Origin of the sequence: Nonomuraea sp. NPDC050227 (assembly GCF_044459705.1) — a bacterium.
In the GTDB taxonomy this organism is placed as follows: Bacteria; Actinomycetota; Actinomycetes; order Streptosporangiales; family Streptosporangiaceae; genus Nonomuraea.
Genome location: NZ_JBITJF010000003.1, coordinates 730,658 through 749,102 on the forward strand (window position 1 = coordinate 730,658; position 18,445 = coordinate 749,102).

Annotated in this window: 13 protein-coding genes; 9 read left to right on the forward strand and 4 right to left on the reverse strand. The window is 72.8% G+C overall.

All coding sequences use genetic code 11. From position 1 onward, the window contains the following. The first annotated feature begins 27 nt into the window (after positions 1-27). From ACIBK9_RS15675 to ACIBK9_RS15700, 6 genes are all read left to right on the forward strand, one after another. The gene (locus ACIBK9_RS15675) at positions 28-3,150 is read left to right on the forward strand and encodes a PDZ domain-containing protein (protein ID WP_397158636.1); all 3,123 of its coding nucleotides are present in this window, start codon (positions 28-30) and stop codon (positions 3,148-3,150) included. Between the two features lie 134 nt (positions 3,151-3,284). Further along, on the forward strand, positions 3,285-4,619 hold the full coding sequence (locus ACIBK9_RS15680; RefSeq protein ID WP_397158638.1) for a glycosyltransferase family 4 protein: 1,335 nt from the start codon (positions 3,285-3,287) through the stop codon (positions 4,617-4,619). A gap of 101 nt (positions 4,620-4,720) precedes the next feature. Next, a complete protein-coding gene (locus ACIBK9_RS15685; RefSeq protein ID WP_397158640.1) occupies positions 4,721-5,047 on the forward strand; it encodes a PadR family transcriptional regulator in 327 nt (108 codons plus the stop codon). Next, positions 5,044-5,892: a hypothetical protein gene (locus ACIBK9_RS15690; RefSeq protein WP_397158642.1), complete on the forward strand. Its 849-nt coding sequence runs from the start codon at positions 5,044-5,046 to the stop codon at positions 5,890-5,892. Before ACIBK9_RS15685 ends, ACIBK9_RS15690 begins: the two co-directional genes overlap by 4 nt. 79 nt (positions 5,893-5,971) lie before the next feature. After that, positions 5,972-6,685: an HNH endonuclease family protein gene (locus ACIBK9_RS15695; RefSeq protein WP_397158644.1), complete on the forward strand. Its 714-nt coding sequence runs from the start codon at positions 5,972-5,974 to the stop codon at positions 6,683-6,685. Positions 6,686-6,777: 92 nt separating this feature from the next. Next, positions 6,778-9,963, forward strand: a complete 3,186-nt coding sequence (locus ACIBK9_RS15700) for a S8 family serine peptidase (RefSeq protein WP_397158646.1) — start codon at positions 6,778-6,780, stop codon at positions 9,961-9,963. Positions 9,964-10,092: 129 nt separating this feature from the next. On the opposite strand, the gene ACIBK9_RS15705 is transcribed toward ACIBK9_RS15700, so the two are convergent. The 3 genes from ACIBK9_RS15705 to ACIBK9_RS15715 form a co-directional block, all read right to left on the reverse strand. Then, the gene (locus tag ACIBK9_RS15705; protein WP_397158648.1) at positions 10,093-10,959 is read right to left on the reverse strand and encodes a CU044_5270 family protein; all 867 of its coding nucleotides are present in this window, start codon (positions 10,957-10,959) and stop codon (positions 10,093-10,095) included. Next, a complete protein-coding gene (locus ACIBK9_RS15710; protein ID WP_397158650.1) occupies positions 10,952-11,515 on the reverse strand; it encodes an RNA polymerase sigma factor in 564 nt (187 codons plus the stop codon). The genes ACIBK9_RS15705 and ACIBK9_RS15710 overlap by 8 nt, the downstream gene beginning before the upstream one ends. Before the next feature lie 119 nt (positions 11,516-11,634). Then, positions 11,635-12,465: an SGNH/GDSL hydrolase family protein gene (locus ACIBK9_RS15715; RefSeq protein WP_397158652.1), complete on the reverse strand. Its 831-nt coding sequence runs from the start codon at positions 12,463-12,465 to the stop codon at positions 11,635-11,637. Positions 12,466-12,683: 218 nt separating this feature from the next. Between ACIBK9_RS15715 and ACIBK9_RS15720 the strand changes: the two genes are divergently transcribed. Then, on the forward strand, positions 12,684-13,919 hold the full coding sequence (locus ACIBK9_RS15720; RefSeq protein WP_397158654.1) for an isochorismate synthase MenF: 1,236 nt from the start codon (positions 12,684-12,686) through the stop codon (positions 13,917-13,919). A 6-nt stretch (positions 13,920-13,925) separates the two neighbouring features. On the opposite strand, the gene ACIBK9_RS15725 is transcribed toward ACIBK9_RS15720, so the two are convergent. Further along, positions 13,926-14,546 (reverse strand): YigZ family protein, encoded by a 621-nt coding sequence (locus ACIBK9_RS15725; protein ID WP_352364154.1) that lies wholly within the window; start codon positions 14,544-14,546, stop codon positions 13,926-13,928. A 135-nt stretch (positions 14,547-14,681) separates the two neighbouring features. Between ACIBK9_RS15725 and ACIBK9_RS15730 the strand changes: the two genes are divergently transcribed. Together ACIBK9_RS15730 and ACIBK9_RS15735 are read left to right on the forward strand one after the other, a co-directional pair. Continuing rightward, on the forward strand, positions 14,682-16,709 hold the full coding sequence (locus ACIBK9_RS15730) for a hydantoinase/oxoprolinase family protein (protein WP_397158657.1): 2,028 nt from the start codon (positions 14,682-14,684) through the stop codon (positions 16,707-16,709). Continuing rightward, the gene (locus tag ACIBK9_RS15735) at positions 16,706-18,346 is read left to right on the forward strand and encodes a hydantoinase B/oxoprolinase family protein (RefSeq protein ID WP_397158659.1); all 1,641 of its coding nucleotides are present in this window, start codon (positions 16,706-16,708) and stop codon (positions 18,344-18,346) included. The genes ACIBK9_RS15730 and ACIBK9_RS15735 overlap by 4 nt, the downstream gene beginning before the upstream one ends. Positions 18,347-18,445 lie beyond the last annotated feature (99 nt).

An 18,445-nucleotide genomic window follows, 5' to 3' on the forward strand; every position in this document is an offset into this window, starting at 1 on the left:
CTGTCCGGTGGAAGAGGAGCTGCGCACATGTCGGCCTATCTCCGCTTTCCCACTGTATTTCAGGACGTGGTGGTCTTCGCCGCCGAGGACGACCTGTGGATGGTCTCGGCCCAGGGCGGCCGCGCGTTCCGCCTGACCGCCGGCGCGGCCGAGGCCGGCTACCCGCGCATCTCCCCGCGCGGCGACCAGATCGCGTTCGTCGGCCGGGAGGAGGGCCCGGAGGAGGTCTACGTGATGCCGGCCGTCGGCGGCGCCGCGCGCCGGGTCACCTTCCACGGCGCCCGCTGCACGGTCACCGGCTGGGACCACGAGGGCCGCATCCTGTACGCCAGCGACCAGTCCCAGCCGTTCGCCGGGCGCAAATGGCTGCACCGCGTGGCGCCGGGCGGGGTGCCGCAGCGGCTGCCGTACGGACCGGCGAACTCGATCGCCCACGGCCCCGACGGGATGATCGTGCTCGGCCGCAACACCGCCGACCCCGCGCGCTGGAAGCGCTACCGCGGCGGCACGGTCGGCGACCTGTGGATCGACACCGACGGCGACGGCGAGTTCAGGCGGCTGATCCGGCTGCCGGGAAACCTGGCCTCGCCGTGCTGGAGCGGCCGTCGGGTGTGCTTCCTGTCCGACCACGAGGGGGTCGGGAACGTCTACTCCTGCCTTCCGGACGGCGGCGACCTGCGCAAGCACACCCACCACGAGGACTACTACGCGCGCAACCTGTCCGGCGACGGCCACCGGCTGGTCTACCACGCCGGCGCCGACCTGTACCTGCTGGAGCCGGGCGACGGGCCGGGCGACGGGCCCAGGCGGCTGGACGTGCGGCTGGCCAGCTCCAGGACGCAGCGCAACCGCCGGTTCGTCGACGCCGAGGACTTCCTCGACAGCGCGACCCTCAGCCCGGACGGCAGCGCGCTGGCGATCACCTCGCGCGGCAAGGCGTACGCGATGGCCGACTGGGAGGGCCCGGTGAGCCAGCACGGCGAGCCGGACGGCGTCCGCTACCGCTTCCTGACCTGGCTGAACGACGGCGTGCGGCTGATCGCCGCGGCCAGCGGCGAGTCCGACGAGGAGACGCTGGTCATCCTGGAGGGCCACGAGGGCGGCTGCGGCGTCGAGGTGGCCCGGCTGGGCCGGATCAACGAGCTGGTCCCCGACCCCGCGCACGACCGCGTGGCGGTGGTCAACCACCGCCACGAGCTGTACCTGCTGGACCTGGCCACGGGCGCGGCCACGCTGGTGGAACGCAACCCGCACGGGCCCCCCGAGGACCCGGCCTGGTCGCACGACGGCCAGTGGCTGGCCTACGCCGGGCCGCTCAACGCCCAGACGACCGCGATCAAGCTGCACCACCCGGAGACCGGCCGGACGGTGGCCGCCTCCGAGCCGGTGCTCAAGGACTCGATGCCGGCCTTCGACCCCCAGGGCCGCTACCTGTACTTCATCGGCCAGCGGGTCTTCTCGCCCGTCTACGACCAGTTGCAGTTCGACCTGGGGTTCCCGCTGGGCACCCGGCCGTACGCGATCGCGCTGCGGGCCGACGCGCCCGACCCGTTCGTGCCCGGACGTCGTCCGCTCAACGGCAAGGACGAGGAGGAGGACGAGCCGGTGGAGGCCGTCCGGGTGGACCTGGACGGGCTGGCCGCCCGCGTCACCGCCTTCCCGCTGCCGGAGGGCCGCTACGAGGGGGTGGCCGGGCTCAAGGGCAAGGCGCTGCTGCTGACCAGCCCGCTGGAGGGCGAGAACACCCTGCACCTGTATGACTTCGCCAAGGGCAGGAACGAGACGTTCGCCGACGGCGTCACCGCGTTCGAGCTGGGCCGCGACCACAAGACGCTGCTGTACCGGGCCGGCAGCCGGCTGCGCGTGGTCAGGGCCGGCGAGGTGCCCGAGCACGACGACGACCCGCCCGGACGCGAGAGCGGCTGGATCGACCTGTCGCGCATCAAGGTGTCGGTGGCGCCGGAGTCGGAGTGGCGGCAGATGTTCCGCGAGGCGTGGCGGCTGCAGCGGGAGAACTTCTGGACCGAGGACATGGCCGGCGTCGACTGGCCGGGCGTGTACCGGCGCTACGAGCCGCTGGTGGACCGGGTCACCACCCGGGGCGAGTTCTCCGACCTGCTGTGGGAGCTGCACGGCGAGCTGGGCACCAGCCACGCCTACGAGAGCGGCGGGGAGTACCGTCCCGGGCCGGACTACAGCCAGGGCAAGCTGGGCGTCGACTGGGACTACCGCGACGGCGTCTACCGCGTGCGCGCGATCGTCACCGGCGACCCCTGGGACCCCGAGGCCACCTCGCCGCTGAACCGGCTGGGGCTCGACGTGCGGCCGGGGGACGCGGTGCTGGCCATCAACGGCGCGCCCATCGGCCGCGCGGCCACCCCGAACGAGCGGCTGGTCAACCAGGCCGGCGAGGAGGTGGAGCTGACCCTGCGGCGCGAGGAGCGGGTGTTCACGGTGACCGTGCGCGCGCTGGCCGACGAGCAGCCGGCCCGTTATCGCGACTGGGTGAACCTCAACCGCGCCGAGTGCCACGAGCGTTCCGGCGGGCGCATCGGCTACCTGCACGTCCCCGACATGGGCACCGAGGGGTTCGGCGAGTTCCACCGGGGCTTCCTGGCCGAGTACGACCGGCACGCCCTCATCGTGGACGTGCGCTTCAACGGCGGCGGGCACGTCTCGGCGCTGCTGCTGGAGAAGCTGGCCAGGCGGCGGCTCGGCTACGACTACCCGCGGTGGGGGGACCCGGAGCCGTACCCGCCGGAGTCGCCGCGCGGGCCGCTGGTGGCCATCACCAACGAGTGGGCGGGCTCGGACGGCGACATCTTCAGCCACACCTTCAAGCTGCTCAAGCTGGGCCCGCTGGTCGGCAAGCGCACCTGGGGCGGGGTGATCGGCATCTGGCCGCGCCACCGGCTCGCCGACGGGACCGTGACCACGCAGCCGGAGTTCTCCTTCGCCTTCGACGACGTCGGCTGGCAGGTGGAGAACTACGGCACGGATCCCGACATCGAGGTGGACATCACCCCGCAGGACTACGCCAAAGGCGTGGACACGCAGCTGGAGCGGGCCATCGACGTCGCCCTTGGCCTGCTTGCCGAGCATTCGCCGCATACGCCGGATCCGTCGCATCGGCCAGGTATGCAACCTTAGGAACCTCTTGGGCGTCTAAAGATCATAGGCGGGGAAAGCGCACAGGGGATGACATGTGCACTCCGCTCGCGCGCGGCCTGACGACCGGCTCCGCGCGCATGCGAATGCAACCGAGCACAAGGGGGATCGTCCAGGTGCGCGCACTGGCACGCAGGGGGAAGTCGGCGATGGTCCGGTTGTACCGGGGGTACAACCGGCGCAAGGCACGCAACGCGCCGCCGCCGTCGACCGACCGCATCAGGATCCTGCTCCTGCACGCCAACGGCATGGGCGGCACGATCAGGACGGTGTTCAACCTGGCCGGCTACCTGGCCGAGAAGCACGACGTCGAGATCGTCAGCATCCTGAAGGAGGCCGAGGAGCCGTTCTTCCCGATCGACCCGCGGGTGCGCTTCCGCTTCCTCGACGACCGGCTCAAGCCCAGCCCCGATCCGCTGCGGGCGATGTTGTCGAAGTTCCCCAGCAAGCTGATCCCGCCGGAGGAGACGGCCTACCACCGCTTCACCCTGTGGACCGACTACAAGCTGGCCCGCTACATCCGCTCGCTCGACAGCGGCGTGCTGATGGCCACCCGTCCCGGGCTCAACCTGGCCATGGCGCAGTTGGCGCAGCCGGGCGTGATCACCATCGGGCAGGAGCACGTGGCCCTGCGCACCCAGGCCGAGCCGATGCAGAAGCTGATCAAGTGGCGGTACCGGCGGATGGACGCCCTGGTCACCCTCACCAAGGCCGACCTGCGCGACTACCGCAGCACGCTGCCGAAGAAGCCGAAGAAGCTGGCGCGCATCCCCAACGCCGTCCCGCCGATGAGCGGCGAGGTGTCCAGGCTGGACGCCAAGGTCGTCGTCGCCGTGGGCCGGATGACCCGGCTCAAGGGCTTCCACCGGCTGATCACCGCGTGGGAGACCGTCGCCGCCGCGCACCCCGACTGGAAGCTGCGCATCTTCGGCGCCGGGCCGCAGGAGGACAACCTGGCCGCGCAGATCGTCGAGGCCGGGCTTGAGGGCAAGGTGGAGCTGCCGGGGCCGACCAGCGACGTGGGGGCCGAGCTGGAGAAGGCGTCGATCTTCGTGCTCAGCTCGCGGCACGAGGGCTTCCCGATGACGATCCTGGAGGCCATGGCCAAGGGGCTGGCCATCGTCAGCTTCAACAGCCCGCACGGGCCCAAGGAGATGATCACCGACGAGGTGGACGGGCTGCTGGTCAAGCCGCGTACCAACGCCAACCTGGCGGCCTCCATCATGCGCGTCATCGAGGACGAGCCGCTGCGCCGGTCGCTGGCGGCGGCCGCGCTGGAGACGGCGCGCACGTACGACGTGCACGCGGTGGGCCAGAAGTGGGACGAGCTGCTGGACGAACTGGTGGCCCGCCGCAACGGCACGTACGTCCGGCCGCCCCGCCCCGCCCCCGAACCCGACGAGGCCACCACGCCCGTCGAGGCCACCGGGCCGGCCGGGCCCCGGGCCTAGCGGGACGAGCGTCACACCGCCGGGCCGGACCTGCACCGGCTCGGCGAAGGGCGGCGTCGAGGGATCTGGCGGCCTGCGACACCCCTAGGTAGAGTTAGACCATGGGAAGCCTCCCCCGCATGACCATGCCGACCATGCTCGTGCTCCGCGCCCTGCTCGAAGACCCCACCCGCGCCATGTACGGCCTGGAGATCTGCGCGGCTGCCGGCCTGCCCAGCGGCACCATCCATCCGATCCTGGCCCGGCTGGAAGGCTTCGGCTGGCTGGAGTCGAGCTGGGAGGAACTGGATCCGCGCGAGGAGGGCCGTCCGCGCCGCCGCTACTACCGCTTCACCCCCGACGGCGCCCAGCTGGCCAGGCAGGCGCTCGACCGCTCCGCCGCCAAGCGCGCCGCCCTGCGGCTGCGGCCCTCCGGCGGTGTGGCGTGAACACCTTGGCACCGGCCAGGCGCGGCCTGTCCGGCGAGGCGTTACGCGAGACCCGGCGGATCGGCCACCGCCTGGAGGCGGCGAGCGCCGGACTCACGCAGGTCGAAGCGCCGCTGACCGAGTTGGAGGGCCTGCTCGTCCTCGCCCGCTCCCTCGACGCCCGCCTGCGCGAGGACCTGCTCGTCGTCCACCGCCTGTTCCGGGCCGTCGAGACCGCCGTCGTCCGCGACCTGGCGCCGGCCTACGAGACGGCCCGCGCCCTGCTCGGCGGCTTCCCCGGCGCGTGGGCCCTCGGGGCGGGGCTGCACCGGCGGCTCGCCGACCAGGCGGCCACGTTCTCCGCGCAGGACCCGGCGGGCCCACCGCCGCGGAACACCGCGACCGGCGTCGCCGCGGCGCGGGCGGTCACCGCCGCACGCCCGGCGGAGAAGCTCATCGACGTCGAACTCCGGTTGCTGCCACCCGCCCACAGAGCCCGGTACGCCGAGGAGTTCCACGCCGAGCTCCACGATCTCGCGCGGGCGGGAGCCACCCCCGCCGGGCAGTCCCGGTACGCCCTGCGGCAACTGCGCGGGGTGTGGCGGCTCCGGGCGGCCCTGAAGGAGCCGCTGCGTCCCCGATGGTTCCGGCTGCACCGTCTGGCGTGCTGGGTCCTGGGCTCGGAGTGGCGGACGTGGGGCGTGCTGGGCCCGCCGTTGCTGCTGGCGATCGTCAACGTGTTCCTGCAGCAGGGATGGGGATCGGCGGTCTTCACGATCCCGGGCGTCGTCGTGTACTGGGCAGGCGTGGAGAAGCTGCGCGAGCGGTGGGGAGTGCGGGTGAGGCGGCGCGGGGTCGATCAGTGACGGAAGCCTTCCTGTGTCAAATCCGGCGATGGCGGGAATTCTCTAGACAACTTCGCCCGCGGGAGCCACGGAGGGCTGCTTGAGCACGAAGGACGCCATCGCGATCCTCGCCGGAGCCGTCATCGTCGCTTCCTTCATCGGCAGCGCCAAGAGCCCCGCCGCCACCGCCGCCAGCCCCCTCAGCAACGCCAGCGGGACGCTGCCCGGCCTCGCCCCCGTCCTGTCCGACGGCGACAGGGCCAGGGCGCGCGCCCTCATCGGCCGCTTACGCGTCAAGGGCCGCGGCCCCAACACCGGCTACGCCCGCAGCCGGTACGGCGAGAACTGGGCCGACACCGCCACCGGCGTCCCCTACGCCCGCAACGGCTGCCGCACCCGCGACGACCTGCTCGCCCGCGACGGCACCGGCGTCGAGTACCGGCCCGGGTCGAGCTGCGAGGTCGTCGCCATGGAGCTGACCGACCCCTACACCGGCCGGCTCATCTCCTGGCACAAGGCCCAGGCCGACGAGGTGCAGGTGGACCACGTCGTGCCGCTCAACTACGGCTGGCGCATGGGCGCGCCGCGCTGGCCGATGTCGAAACGCCTCGACTTCGCCAACGACCCGCTCAACCTGTTACCCGTCGACGGCCGCGCCAACGAGGAGAAGGACGCCTCCGGCCCGGCCGGGTGGCTGCCTCCCCAGCGCCGCGTCCGCTGCGCGTACGTCACCCGTTTCGCCCAGGTCGCGCTCAAGTACGACCTGCCCGTGACCAGGGCCGACAAGAACGCCATGCTCGCGCAGTGCCGCTAGCTCGTCCCCCGCCTCAGGGGCCCAGGGAAGAAGAATCCGCCTTACGCGGAAGAGGAGAGGAAAGCGATCGTCTTCTCTTCTTGCGAGGATCAATGACGTTAGGCAAAGGACTGCTGGCAGCGGTCCTGGCAGGCACGCTGGGTATGGGCGCGACAACGGGAACCGGCACGGCCGAGGCGGGCCAGGCACGTCCCGGTGAGCCGCGCTCCGGCCCGGCGGGCAGTGTGACGCTGCTCACCGGCGACCGGGTCGTGGTGACGGGCAGGAGCTTCCGGGTGGAGCCGGGCACGGCCCGGGAGGTGCACTTCTCCTCCGGCTACCGCGCCGGGCACCTGTACGTCGTCCCGTCCGACGCCGCGCCCCTGGTCGCCCAGGGGGTGCTGGACGAGCGGCTGTTCGACGTCACCCAGTTGCTCGCCTGGCGCTACGGCGACGCGGACACGCCCGACATCCCGCTGATCACCCAGTCGCCGCGGGGAAGCGCCCCCGCGCTGCGCGGCGCGGCCACCACCCGGCGACTGGCCGCCCTCGACATGACGGCCCAGCGGGTGGCCAAGAAGGGCGCGGGCCAGGCGTGGCGGAGCCTGCTCGGCGGGGCGTCCACGCTGGCCGCGGGCAAGGGCAGGATCTGGCTCGACGGCCGGCGTGCCTACACCCTGGACCGCAGCACCAGGCAGATCGGCGCGACCGAGGCGTGGCAGCGGGGATTCACCGGACAGGGCGTCACGGTCGCCGTGCTCGACAGCGGGTACGACCCCACGCATCCCGACCTGAAGGACGTGGTCACCCAGTCGCGGAACTTCTCCGACGAGCCTGACATGACTGATCGACTCGGGCACGGCACGCACGTCACCTCGATCATCGCCGGCGCCGGCGAGAAGTACCGCGGCGTGGCGCCGGGAGCCCGCATCGCCTTCGGCAAGCTGGGCACGCAGATCAGCGACTCCGCGATCCTGGCCGGGATGGAGTGGGCCGCCACGGAGGTCAAGGCCAAGATCGTCAACATGAGCTTCGGCGGCCCCGACGAAGCCGGCCTCGACCCGATCGAGCAGGCCGTGAACACCCTCTCGCAGGCCACGGGCACCCTGTTCGTGGCGGCCGCGGGCAACGAGGGCGAGCAGAGCGGGGGCAGCGTGAGCAGCCCCGGCAGCGCGGACGCCGCGCTGACCGTCGGCGCGGTGGACCGCTCCGACCAGGTGGCCGACTTCTCCAGCACGGGCCCGCGGATCGGCGACCACGCCGTCAAGCCGGACGTCACCGCCCCCGGCGTGGACATCATGGCCGCCGCCGCGGCGGGCACCGCCGACGGAACCCACGTGGCGATGAGCGGCACGTCGATGGCCAGTCCGCACGTGGCGGGAGCGGCGGCCATCCTCGCCCAGCGCCATCCCGACTGGAGCGGGCAGCAGCTCAAGGCGGCGCTCGTCGGCAGTGCCCGGCCAACCGACGGCGCCACGCCGTACCAGCAGGGCACCGGGCGGGTGGACGTGCTCCGCTCGCTGGCCCAGGAGGTGATCGCCACTCCCACCGGCGTGTGGGCCGCCTTCCCCTGGGACCGGCCGGGCGAGCGGCGGGCCACCGGGAAGATCACCTACAGCAACACCGGGGCCACGCCCGTCACCCTGGACCTCGCGGCCGGCTCCGACGTGCTCACGCTGTCGCCGCAACGACTGGAGGTGCCCGCGGGCGGGCAGGCCTCGGTCGCGGTGACGATCGACGCCGAGGGCAAGGGCCCCGGCGACCATCCGGGCATCGTCACCGCCACGGCCGGCGACACGGTGGTCCGCACCCCGGCCGGGGCCTACGTGGAGCCGGAGTCCCATGACGTCACGGTAACCGTCCAGGACAGGGACGGGGCCGCCACCGATTATGCGCAGGGCGTCGTCTACGACCAGGCGACCGGCGCGCCGCGCAACCTCGTCTTCCACGGCGGCACGGCCAGGATCAGGCTGCCGAAGGGACGCTGGAACCTCTACACCGAGATCCTCGGGAGGGCGGAGCGCAGCTTGACGCTCGCGCACCGGCCGTTCGAGGTCGGCGACGCCGACGTGTCGCTGACGGTCGACGGCCGCCAGGCGAAGCGGATCACGTTCACGGTGGACGAGCCCACCGCCGTCCCCGGTCCCGGATTCGCCCTCTCCGTGGCCAACGGGCCCTGGAGGACCGCGATGAGCGCGTTCGGCTACTCCGGCGGCTTCTACGTCGTCCCGGTGCGGCAGCCGGGGCTCACCTACCTGGCCCAGACCACGTGGACCAAGAAGGACACGACGCCCAGCCCGTACCGCTACGACCTCGTCGACCACAGGACGGACGGCTTCCCCGACGCCCCCGGGTACGCCGCGCGGACCCGGGACCTGGTCAAGGCGACCGAGACCTACCGCTCGACCGTCCCGGGCGCCACCGGCACGCTGATCACGGGGCCGGTGCCGCCCGGCGACGCCCTCTCGCCAGGACTGGGCATCTGGGACGACATCCCGCTGCCGAGCAGCGTGACAAGGTACCTCACCCCGGGATTCGCGTGGAACGACGAGTTCATCACGGGCGGCCTGACCGAGCTCGGCACCGGCCCGGTGCGCGACAGGAACTTCACCCAGGTCTGGAACGCCGCGGTGACCGGCCCCTCCTTCGCCGCCTCCGGCGGCAGCCGGGCCGGCGACACCCTGGCCTTCCCCGCCCACGGGCTGTACAGCAGCGGCGTCGCCGGACGCACCGGCATGGACGCGACCGCGACCGGCACCCTCACCCTGACCGGGAACGGCAAGCAGATCGCCACGACCGGCATCACCGGCTGCCTGCCCTACCCCGGCGCGGAGTGCACGCTCACCGCCACGTTGCCGCAGGCCGACACCGCCTACACCCTGACCGCCTCCACCCGGCGATCGCAGGCCGAGCTGTCCACCGGCGTCGACGCCGTCTGGACCTTCCGCTCGGCCCGTACGGCGAAGCCCGAGCCGCTGCCGCTGATGGCCGTGCGCTACGCGCCCCAGGGCCTCGGTGACGCCAACCGCGCCAGGCCGGGATCACGGACCACCGTCCCGATCCAGGTCGAACGCGCTCCCGGCGCCGCCAGGGCGGCGGTCTCCTCGATCAAGCTGGAGGCGTCCGCCGACGACGGCAGGACGTGGCGGCCGGTGCACGTCCGGGCGAGCCGATCGGGCTGGACGGCACAGCTGGACAACCCCGCCACCGCGGGACACGTCTCGCTGCGCGCGACCGTCACCGACAAGGCGGGCAACGGCGTCACCCAGACCGTGACCCGCGCCTACGCCGTGGGCTGACCCGTACGGCCGGAAAGCTGAATCACGACGCGTCCGCCCCCCGGGCCTTCCAGCCCGGGGGGCGGACGCGTGCGGGAGAGGAGGACCGTCAGCGGTCGCGATCACCCGCGGGGCTCACGGCATCCCGCCTCAGCTCTGCACCGCGGGAAGCTGGTCCGTCCACTCGGTGGTCACGGAGATGAATTGGGCGCTGAACGCCAGGCCGCCGTCGTCGACGAGGACGAGGTTGGCGCGGACCACCCGGGCCTCCTCGGGATCGACGACCAGTTCGATGTCCGTGTCGCCATCGGGGTCGGGAATGCGCAGATGCTGACCGCCCTCGACCGCGCCCGCGTTCTCCACCCCCGGTGTCGCGGCGAGCGCGCGGAACGCCGCCGAGCGGACCTCCCCGGGCGCCGGCAGGTCCGTGATCAGCGCCAGCAGGGTGAGGGTGGGATCGCCGCGTATCTCTGACCCGGTCATGTCCCTCTCCTGACCCTTGCGGGCGACGAGCGACGCCTTCAGCGCCTCGGGGTCCGTCGGCAGCCCTTCGAGCTCCTCGAAGCTCACCTCGGCGCCCTTGAGCCTGAGCGTCTGCCCCTCCGGCGCCTGGATGACGGCGCCGGCGGGATCCCCCGGCACGGCCCTGGTCCAGCGCTTGCCGTCGCGCCTGGTCCAGCTCTCCATCGGCGGGGCGTCCGACGAGAGCCACCGGCGCGTGACGTGCCAGTACGTCCCGGAGCCCTGGGGCGTGCGTTCCGCGCGGACGGCGGCCATGAGCAGGACCTCCTTGCCCGTGACCGGTGCGCCGTCGTTCGTGGGCGCCCCCGTGGCGAACACGACCGCGGCGACGGCACCGGCGGCGGCCAGGGCCACTCCCGGGACGAACCAGCCGGCACGCCGGCGCGCCCGGCCCGCCGGCACCCGCCGCTGCAGGCGCTCCCTGCCGCGCGCGACCGTCTCGGCGGACGGCTCAGGCTCGTCCAGCAAAGCGGCGATCTCTTCCAGGTCACGCATGAGGGGTCTCCTTGTCGGTGAGGGCGTGGATCTTGGCGCGGGCCCGGCTGAGGCGTGAGCCGACCGTGCCGAGGGAAATGCCGAGCGCCTGGGCGATCTCGAGGTAGCTGAGCTGGCCCAGCGCCAGGAGCAGCAGCACGTCACGCTCGCCGCCGTTCAGCGAGGCGAGCGCCATGGCCAGGTACGGCTGCGCGGTCGCGGCGGTGACGACCCGGTTCTCGTGCCCTTCCACGACCGGCACGGGGTCCAGCCGGGCCAGCGCCTTGTACCGGCGGGCCTCCTTGTGCCGATGCCGGGCCACCAGGTTCGTGGCGATGCCGAGCAGCCAGGGCCGCAGAGCACCTTTTTCCAGCGCGAAACGGTCACGCCGGTCGAACGCCAGCAGAAACGTCTCGGCCGCGACGTCCTCGGCCGCTTGGGCGCCCAGGCGTCCCGCCACGTACCGGTAGACGTCACGGAAATACCGGTCATACACGGCGGTGAACAGCTCAGGGTTCCGCCGGTAGCCGGCGACGAGGTCGGCGTCGGTCACCTGCTCGCCCACGTCGGCGGTCATGTGCCCGTCTCCGTCATGAGTGTGCCTTCCGGTGGGTGATCATTGCTTTCACCCATCCTTCGCGGCGTACGCGGCTTTTCTTCCCGCGCGCCGGAAGGCGGCCACTCACCCGGGTGGGGCTAGCGCGGGTCCTCCCAGACGAAGCCGTGCTCGAACGTCTGCTCGGCCAGCGCCTTCTGCCCGGCGAGGTTGGGATGGAAGAAGTCCCACTTGCTGACGTGGTCGAGCGTGAACGGGAAGGAGAAGATCGCGCCCTCGTCGGTGTCGCACGAGGGCCCCATCGCCTCGCACGCCAACGCCGCCTCCCTGTTGTAGGCCATCACCCGCGCCCGCACCCGGGCCCGCCGCTCGACGTCGGCCTTCTTCACCGAGGCCGGGTCGGCCAGCATGGTCTGGCAGATCCTCCCGACGGTCCAGAACGTACGGGCCAGCGGGTTGCCCTTGCCGACCTGCCACAACCGCCGCAGGTCGGGCACGCTGGCGATGAACACCCTGGCCTGCGGCATGCCGGCACGCAGGGCCGACAGCGCGGCGTCCATGCGCCGGCGGTAGAGCGCGACCGGCGTCATCTCCCGCTCGGTGCGCTTGCACGCGTCCTGGGCGCCTATGAGGATCGTCACATAATCGGCCTTCGCCGCGATCGCCTGGTTGACCTGGCCGAGCAGGTCGGCGCTCGTCGAGCCCGGCACCGCGAAGTTCTCCCGGTGGAGCGTTCCAGCCAGGCCCCGCAGCCGGAGGTAGTGGCTGACCACCTGCGCGTTGTCGCCGGCCGCCCAGGAACGGGCCGCGCAGGAGACGTACCAGCCGCAGGAGTTGAAGCCCGTGGAGATCGAGTCGCCCAGCGCCGCCATCGTCTCAGGGACGGGCTGAGCTGCGACGACAGCCTGCGCGGGGCCCGAAGCGGCCAGGACGAGGACGGCGGTGACGACAGGGGACAGGCGACCGATCATGGCCCCAAAGGTAGGGAGTCGATCAAGGACGCACCATGACCTTCAGGCGAGGTCTGCCATTTCAGGACCGTCTTCCTATCGCCGCTTGACAGTGCCTCCGCGAGCTGGGCGCCCCCAATGAACGTCAAGATCCGGTTATTTCCTGGCTCGTGGGCAGTAACACCGCATTCACGGGGGTCCGAGTCGAACGTGTTCAGTTCCCGCATAGAGTGTCTTGAGTGAGTGTCGCGCTCGGAACAACCCGCCCGCTACCGGTTCGCACCACCCCTGTCGGCGACCCCGGTGACCTGCTGGCATCCCTCCCGAAGACGGCGCCCTACGCCTGGATCAGGAACGGCGAGGGCCTGGTGGGATGGGGCCAGGCCGCCCGCGTCGCCGTGCCGCCGGGCCCCGGCCGCTTCGCCTGGGCTCGCGAGTGGCTGCGCACCGTCCTCGGCGACGCGCCCGCCGACGACGCCGGGCGCGCCCCCGGCTCCGGCTCCGGCCCCGTCGCCTTCGGCAGCTTCACCTTCGACGAGGACGCCCCCGGATCCGTGCTCGTCGTCCCCCGCGCCGTGCTCGCCCGCCGCGGCGGCCGCGCCTGGCTCACCACCGTCGGCGAGGCCCCGCTGGAGACGTTCAGCCCCATCCGCGAGCCCGGCCGCATCAGCTACGGCGACGGCAGCCTCACCGCCCCCCAATGGGAGCACGTCGTCGCCCGGGCCGCCCGCCGCATCCGCGACGGCGAACTGGAGAAGGTCGTGCTCGCCCGCGACCTGCTCGCCACCGCCGAGCACCCCATCGACGTGCGACTGCTGCTGACCCGGCTGGCCCGGCGCTACCCCGAGTGCTACACCTTCTCCGTGGCCGGCCTCGTCGGCGCCACCCCCGAGCTGCTCATCCGCCGCACCGGGCAGGAGATCGAGTCCCTCGTCCTGGCCGGCACCACCGCCCGCGGCACCGGCCCGGCCGACGACGTCGCCCGCGGCACCGCGCTGTTCGCCTCCCAGAAGGACCGCCACGAGCACGAGTGCGCCATCGCCTCCGTGCGCCAGACCCTCGCCCCCCTCTGCTCCTCCCTGCACACCCCCGACGAGCCCGAACTCCTCGTGCTGCCCAACGTCCAGCACCTGGCCAGCCACGTCACCGGGCGGCTGGCCGACGGCGCGTCCGTGCTCGACGTGGTGGCCGCCATGCACCCCACCGCCGCCGTCGGCGGCACCCCGACCGACACCGCCATCAAGGTCATCCGCGAGCTGGAGGGCATGGACCGCGCCGGCTACGCGGGCCCGGTCGGCTGGATCGACGCCCACGGCGACGGCGAATGGGGCATCGCCCTGCGCTCGGGGCTGATCGAGGGCAACCGCGCCCGGCTGTTCGCCGGCGGCGGCATCATGGGCGACTCCGACCCGGCCGCCGAGCTGGCCGAGGCCCAGGCCAAGTTCCGCGTCATGCAGTACGCCCTGGAGGGCTGAGCGGCCTCAGCCGGGCACGTGCACGCCCTCGCCCACCTCGACGCGGGCCCGGCCGGCCGTCAGCGCGGCCACCCACTCGCCGAACGCCGCCACCTCGTCCTCCCCCACCGCCACCGAGAACGTCACCCCGGCCGCGTAGGTCACCTCGCGCAGCGCGTAGCGGGAGGCGCGCAGGTCGTTCTCCACCCGGCCGGCCTGGTCGTGGGCCACCGAGACGCTCACCAGCCTGGCCGGGACCATCCGCACCGGCTCCACCAGGTCGAGCGTCTCGGTCACCGCTCCCCCGTAGGCGCGCACCAGCCCGCCCGCGCCCAGCAGGACGCCGCCGAAATAGCGCGTGACCACCGCGACCACGTCGTTGAACCCCCGGCCGACCAGCGCCTGGACCATCGGCGTGCCCGCCGTGCCGCCGGGCTCGCCGTCGTCGTCGCCCTTCTGCAGCCGCCCGCCGATCACGTACGCGGTGCAGTTGTGGGTGGCGCCGGCGTGCTCGCGGCGGCGGGCGGCGATGAAGGCGGCGGCCTCCTCGACGGTACGGGCGGGGGCCAGCGCGCAGACGAACCGGGAGCGGCGCACCTCGGTCTCGTGCTCGACGCCGGTCGCGAGGGTGAGGTACGACTGGGACACGCCTGCCAGGCTACCGCCTTTACGTTGTAGATTTTTGGGCGGGCGCACCCGGTTGAGCGCGATGCACGGGCGGCGTCCCGTCCCTGTGCAGGACGCCCATGATCGCGGCGCCGCCGCGCGCGTACGGTGCGGCGCATGACCTATCGCGTCGCCATGGACATCGGCGGCACCTTCACCGACGTCGTCTGCTACGACGAGCGCACGGGGGCCGTCACCGCCTCGAAGGCGCCCACCACGCCGGGGGACCTGGCCGAGGGCGTGTTCGCCGCGCTCGGCCGGGTCGTGGACGACCCCGCGGCCATCTCCTTCTTCGTGCACGGCACCACGCAGGGACTGAACGCCCTGCTGGAGCGCAAGGGCGCGCGGGTGCTGCTGCTGGCGAGCCGGGGCGCCGGGGACGTCTACCGGATCGCCCGCGGCAACCGCGACCGCATGTTCGACCTGCGTTACCGCAAGCCGTCGCCGCTCGTGCCGCGCCAGGACGTCATGGAGGCCGGCGGCCGCCTCGACCACCGGGGCCGCGAGCTGGAACCCCTCGACGAGGAGGCGGTGCGGCGGGCCGCGCGGCGGGCCCGCGAGGAGGGTTTCGACGCCGTCGCCGTGTGCCTGCTGTTCTCCTTCGCCGACCCCGCGCACGAGCTGCGCGCGGGCGAGATCCTGCGGGCCGAGCTGGGCGAGGACGTGCTCGTGGTGCTCTCGCACGAGGTCGCGCGCGAGTGGCGCGAGTACGAGCGCACCTCCTCGGCGGTGCTGGAGGCCTACACCGGGCCGGTCGTGCGCAGGTACCTGGCCAGGATCGAGCGGCGCTTCGCCGAGCGCGGCCTGTCGGTGCCGGTGCACGTGATGCAGTCGTCGGGCGGGCTGGTCAACGCCTCGTACGCGATGCGGCGGCCGTTGCAGACGCTGCTGTCGGGGCCGGTCGGCGGCACGATGGGCGGCGTGGCCGCGGCCCGCATGCTGGGCCGGGAGAACGCGATCTGCGTGGACATGGGCGGCACCTCCTTCGACGTCTCGCTCGTGGTGAACGGGCGGCCCGACGTCAGCGCCGAGGCCCGCATCGAGGGCTACCCGGTGCTCATGCCCATCGTGAACCTGCACACCATCGGCGCGGGCGGCGGCTCGATCGCCTACGCCGAGGCGGGCGCGCTGCGCGTCGGCCCGGAGTCGGCCGGGGCCGTGCCGGGCCCGGCCTGCTACGGCCGGGGCGGCACCCAGCCCACCGTGACCGACGCGAACGTGGTGCTCGGCCGGGTGGACCCGGCCTGGTTCGCGGGCGGGCTGATGACGCTGGACGAGGAGGCCGCGGGCGCGGCCGTGGTCACGCTGGCGCGGGAGCTGGATCTGGACCCGCTGCGGCTGGCCGAGGGCGTGTGCGACGTGGCCAACGCCAAGATGGCCCAGGCGATCCGCACGCTGACGGTCGAGCACGGGGTGGAGCCGCGGGAGTTCGCGCTGGTCGCCTTCGGCGGCGCGGGCGCGATGCACGCCGTCTTCATCGCCCGCGAGCTGGGCATCTCCGAGGTGGTCGTGCCGCGCTTCCCGGGGGCGTTCTCGGCCTGGGGCATGCTGGAGGCGGACGTGCGGCGGGACCTGACGCACCCGTACTTCCGGCCGCAGGACACGCTCGACGGCGACGACATGGCCGGGCATCTGGCGACGTTGGAGCGGGAGGCGCTGGAGGCGCTGGCCGGGCAGGGCGTCCCTGAGGAGCGCCGCCGGGTCGAGCACGCCGTGGACATGCGCTACGAGGGCCAGGACTACACGCTCACCGTCCCGCTGCGCGACGCCGCCGAGCCGGGCGAGCCGGGCTTCCTCGCCGCGGTCGCGGCCCGCTACGCCGAGGCGCACACCAGCCGGTACGGCCACGCCACCCCCGAGGCGCCGGTCGAGTTCGTCATGCTGCGCAGCACCGGGTTCGGCTCGTTCCCGCGCGCCGCCGCCGGGGCCGCCGATCCGCGCGAGGAGACGTCGGGGAACGTCCGGGACGTGATCTTCGACGGGGTGGTGCACCGCACGCCCGTGTTGCGGCGGGCGGGCCTGTCCGGCTCGTTCGCCGGGCCCGCGATCGTGGTCGAGGAGACCGCGACCACGGTCATCCCGCCGGGCTGCCTGGCGGCCGTCGACGACAACGGTTTCCTCATCGTGAAGGTGGACGTCCAGTGATCGACCCAATGATCGACGCGGTTACCACAGAGATCATCCGGTGCGCTCTGCTGCAGGCGGCCGAGGACATGAACACCACGCTGATCCGCAGCTCGTACACGCCGGTGATCTACGAGGCCAAGGACTGCGCGGTGGCGCTGCTCGACCGCGACCACAACGTGCTGGGGCAGTCGTCCGGCCTGCCGATCTTCCTGGGCAACCTGGAGGTGTGCACCCGCGAGACCGAGCGCATGTACGGCCGCGAGGTGTGGCAGGAGGGCGACGTGTGGGTGCTGAACGACTCCTACGTCGGCGGCACCCACCTCAACGACGTCACCGTCTACGGCCCGATCTTCGCCGGCGGCGAGCTGGCCGGGTTCGCCGCCTCGCGCGCCCACTGGCTGGACGTCGGCTCCAAGGACCCGGGCGGCTCGATGGACTCCACCTCGATCTTCCAGGAGGGCCTGCGGCTGGGCCCGGTGAAGGTGTACGCGGGCGGGCGGCCGTGCCGCGACCTGCACGAGGTGATCGCCCGCAACGTGCGCTTCCCGCACGCCACGCTCGGCGACATGCGGGCCCAGGTGAGCTGCGCGATGACCGGCCAGCGGCGGCTGCAGGAGATCGTCTCGCGCTGGGGCCTGGAGACGGTCATGGCCGCCCGGGACGAGATCTTCGCCCAGACCGAGCGCATGGAACGCCAGGCCATCGCCGCGATCCCCGACGGCGTGTACGAGGCGTCCGGCTTCCTCGACAACGACGGCGTCGACCTGGCCACGCCGCTGCCGGTGAACGTGCGGGTCACGGTGTCGGGCGAGTCGATGCACGTGGACCTGACCGACTGCGCCGACCAGGCCCGCGGGCCGGTCAACTGCGGCGCGGCGCAGGCCGTTGCGGCGGTGCGGGTGGGGTACAAGCTGCTGGTGTCGGGGGACGTGCCGCTCAACGGCGGCTCCTTCCGCCCGCTGAGCGTCGAGACCCGGCCGGGCTCGATGCTGGCCGCGCGGTCGCCGGCCGCCTGCCAGTACTACTACTCCCACCTCGGGCTGCTCATCGACCTGGTGGTCAAGGCGCTGGCCCCGGCGCTGCCGGGCAAGGCGGCGGCGGCCTCGTACGGGGACTCGATGATCGTGCAGTTCACCGGGACCGACCCGCGTACCGGGAAGTTGTACGTCTCCCAGGAGGCCACGGTCGGCGGCTGGGGGGCGTGGGAGGGCGGCGACGGCGAGTCGTGCCTGATCAACAACGTCAACGGCTCGCTGCGGGACATGCCGATCGAGGTGCTGGAGACGCTGTTCCCGGTCCGGGTGCGCCGCTACGAGATGCGTCCGGACACCGGCGGCGCCGGTCAGTGGCGCGGCGGCAACGGCGTGGTGCGGGAGTACGAGTTCTGCGGCGACACCTCGTTGTCGTTGTGGTTCGAGCGCTCGGTCACGCCCGCGTGGGGCCTGGCCGGCGGAGCGGCGGGCGCTCCCCCACGGGTGACGCTCAATCCGGGCACGGCGGGCGAGCGCCGGATGCTCAAGGTCAACGCCCTGCCGGTGTCGGCCGGTGACGTGCTGCGCTGCGAGTCCGGCGGAGGCGGCGGCTACGGCCCGGCCGACCGGCGCTCCCCCCTGGCGCGGGCGGCCGACCTGGCCGAGGGCATGATCACGAACTGATCCGCATTCGACCGAAAATCGCACGGATTGTTCTCCGGTCTGTGAAGATGATCGACAACGCGGGGCACGCGAAGCCTGGGGAGGCTGTGTCCCCGTCAT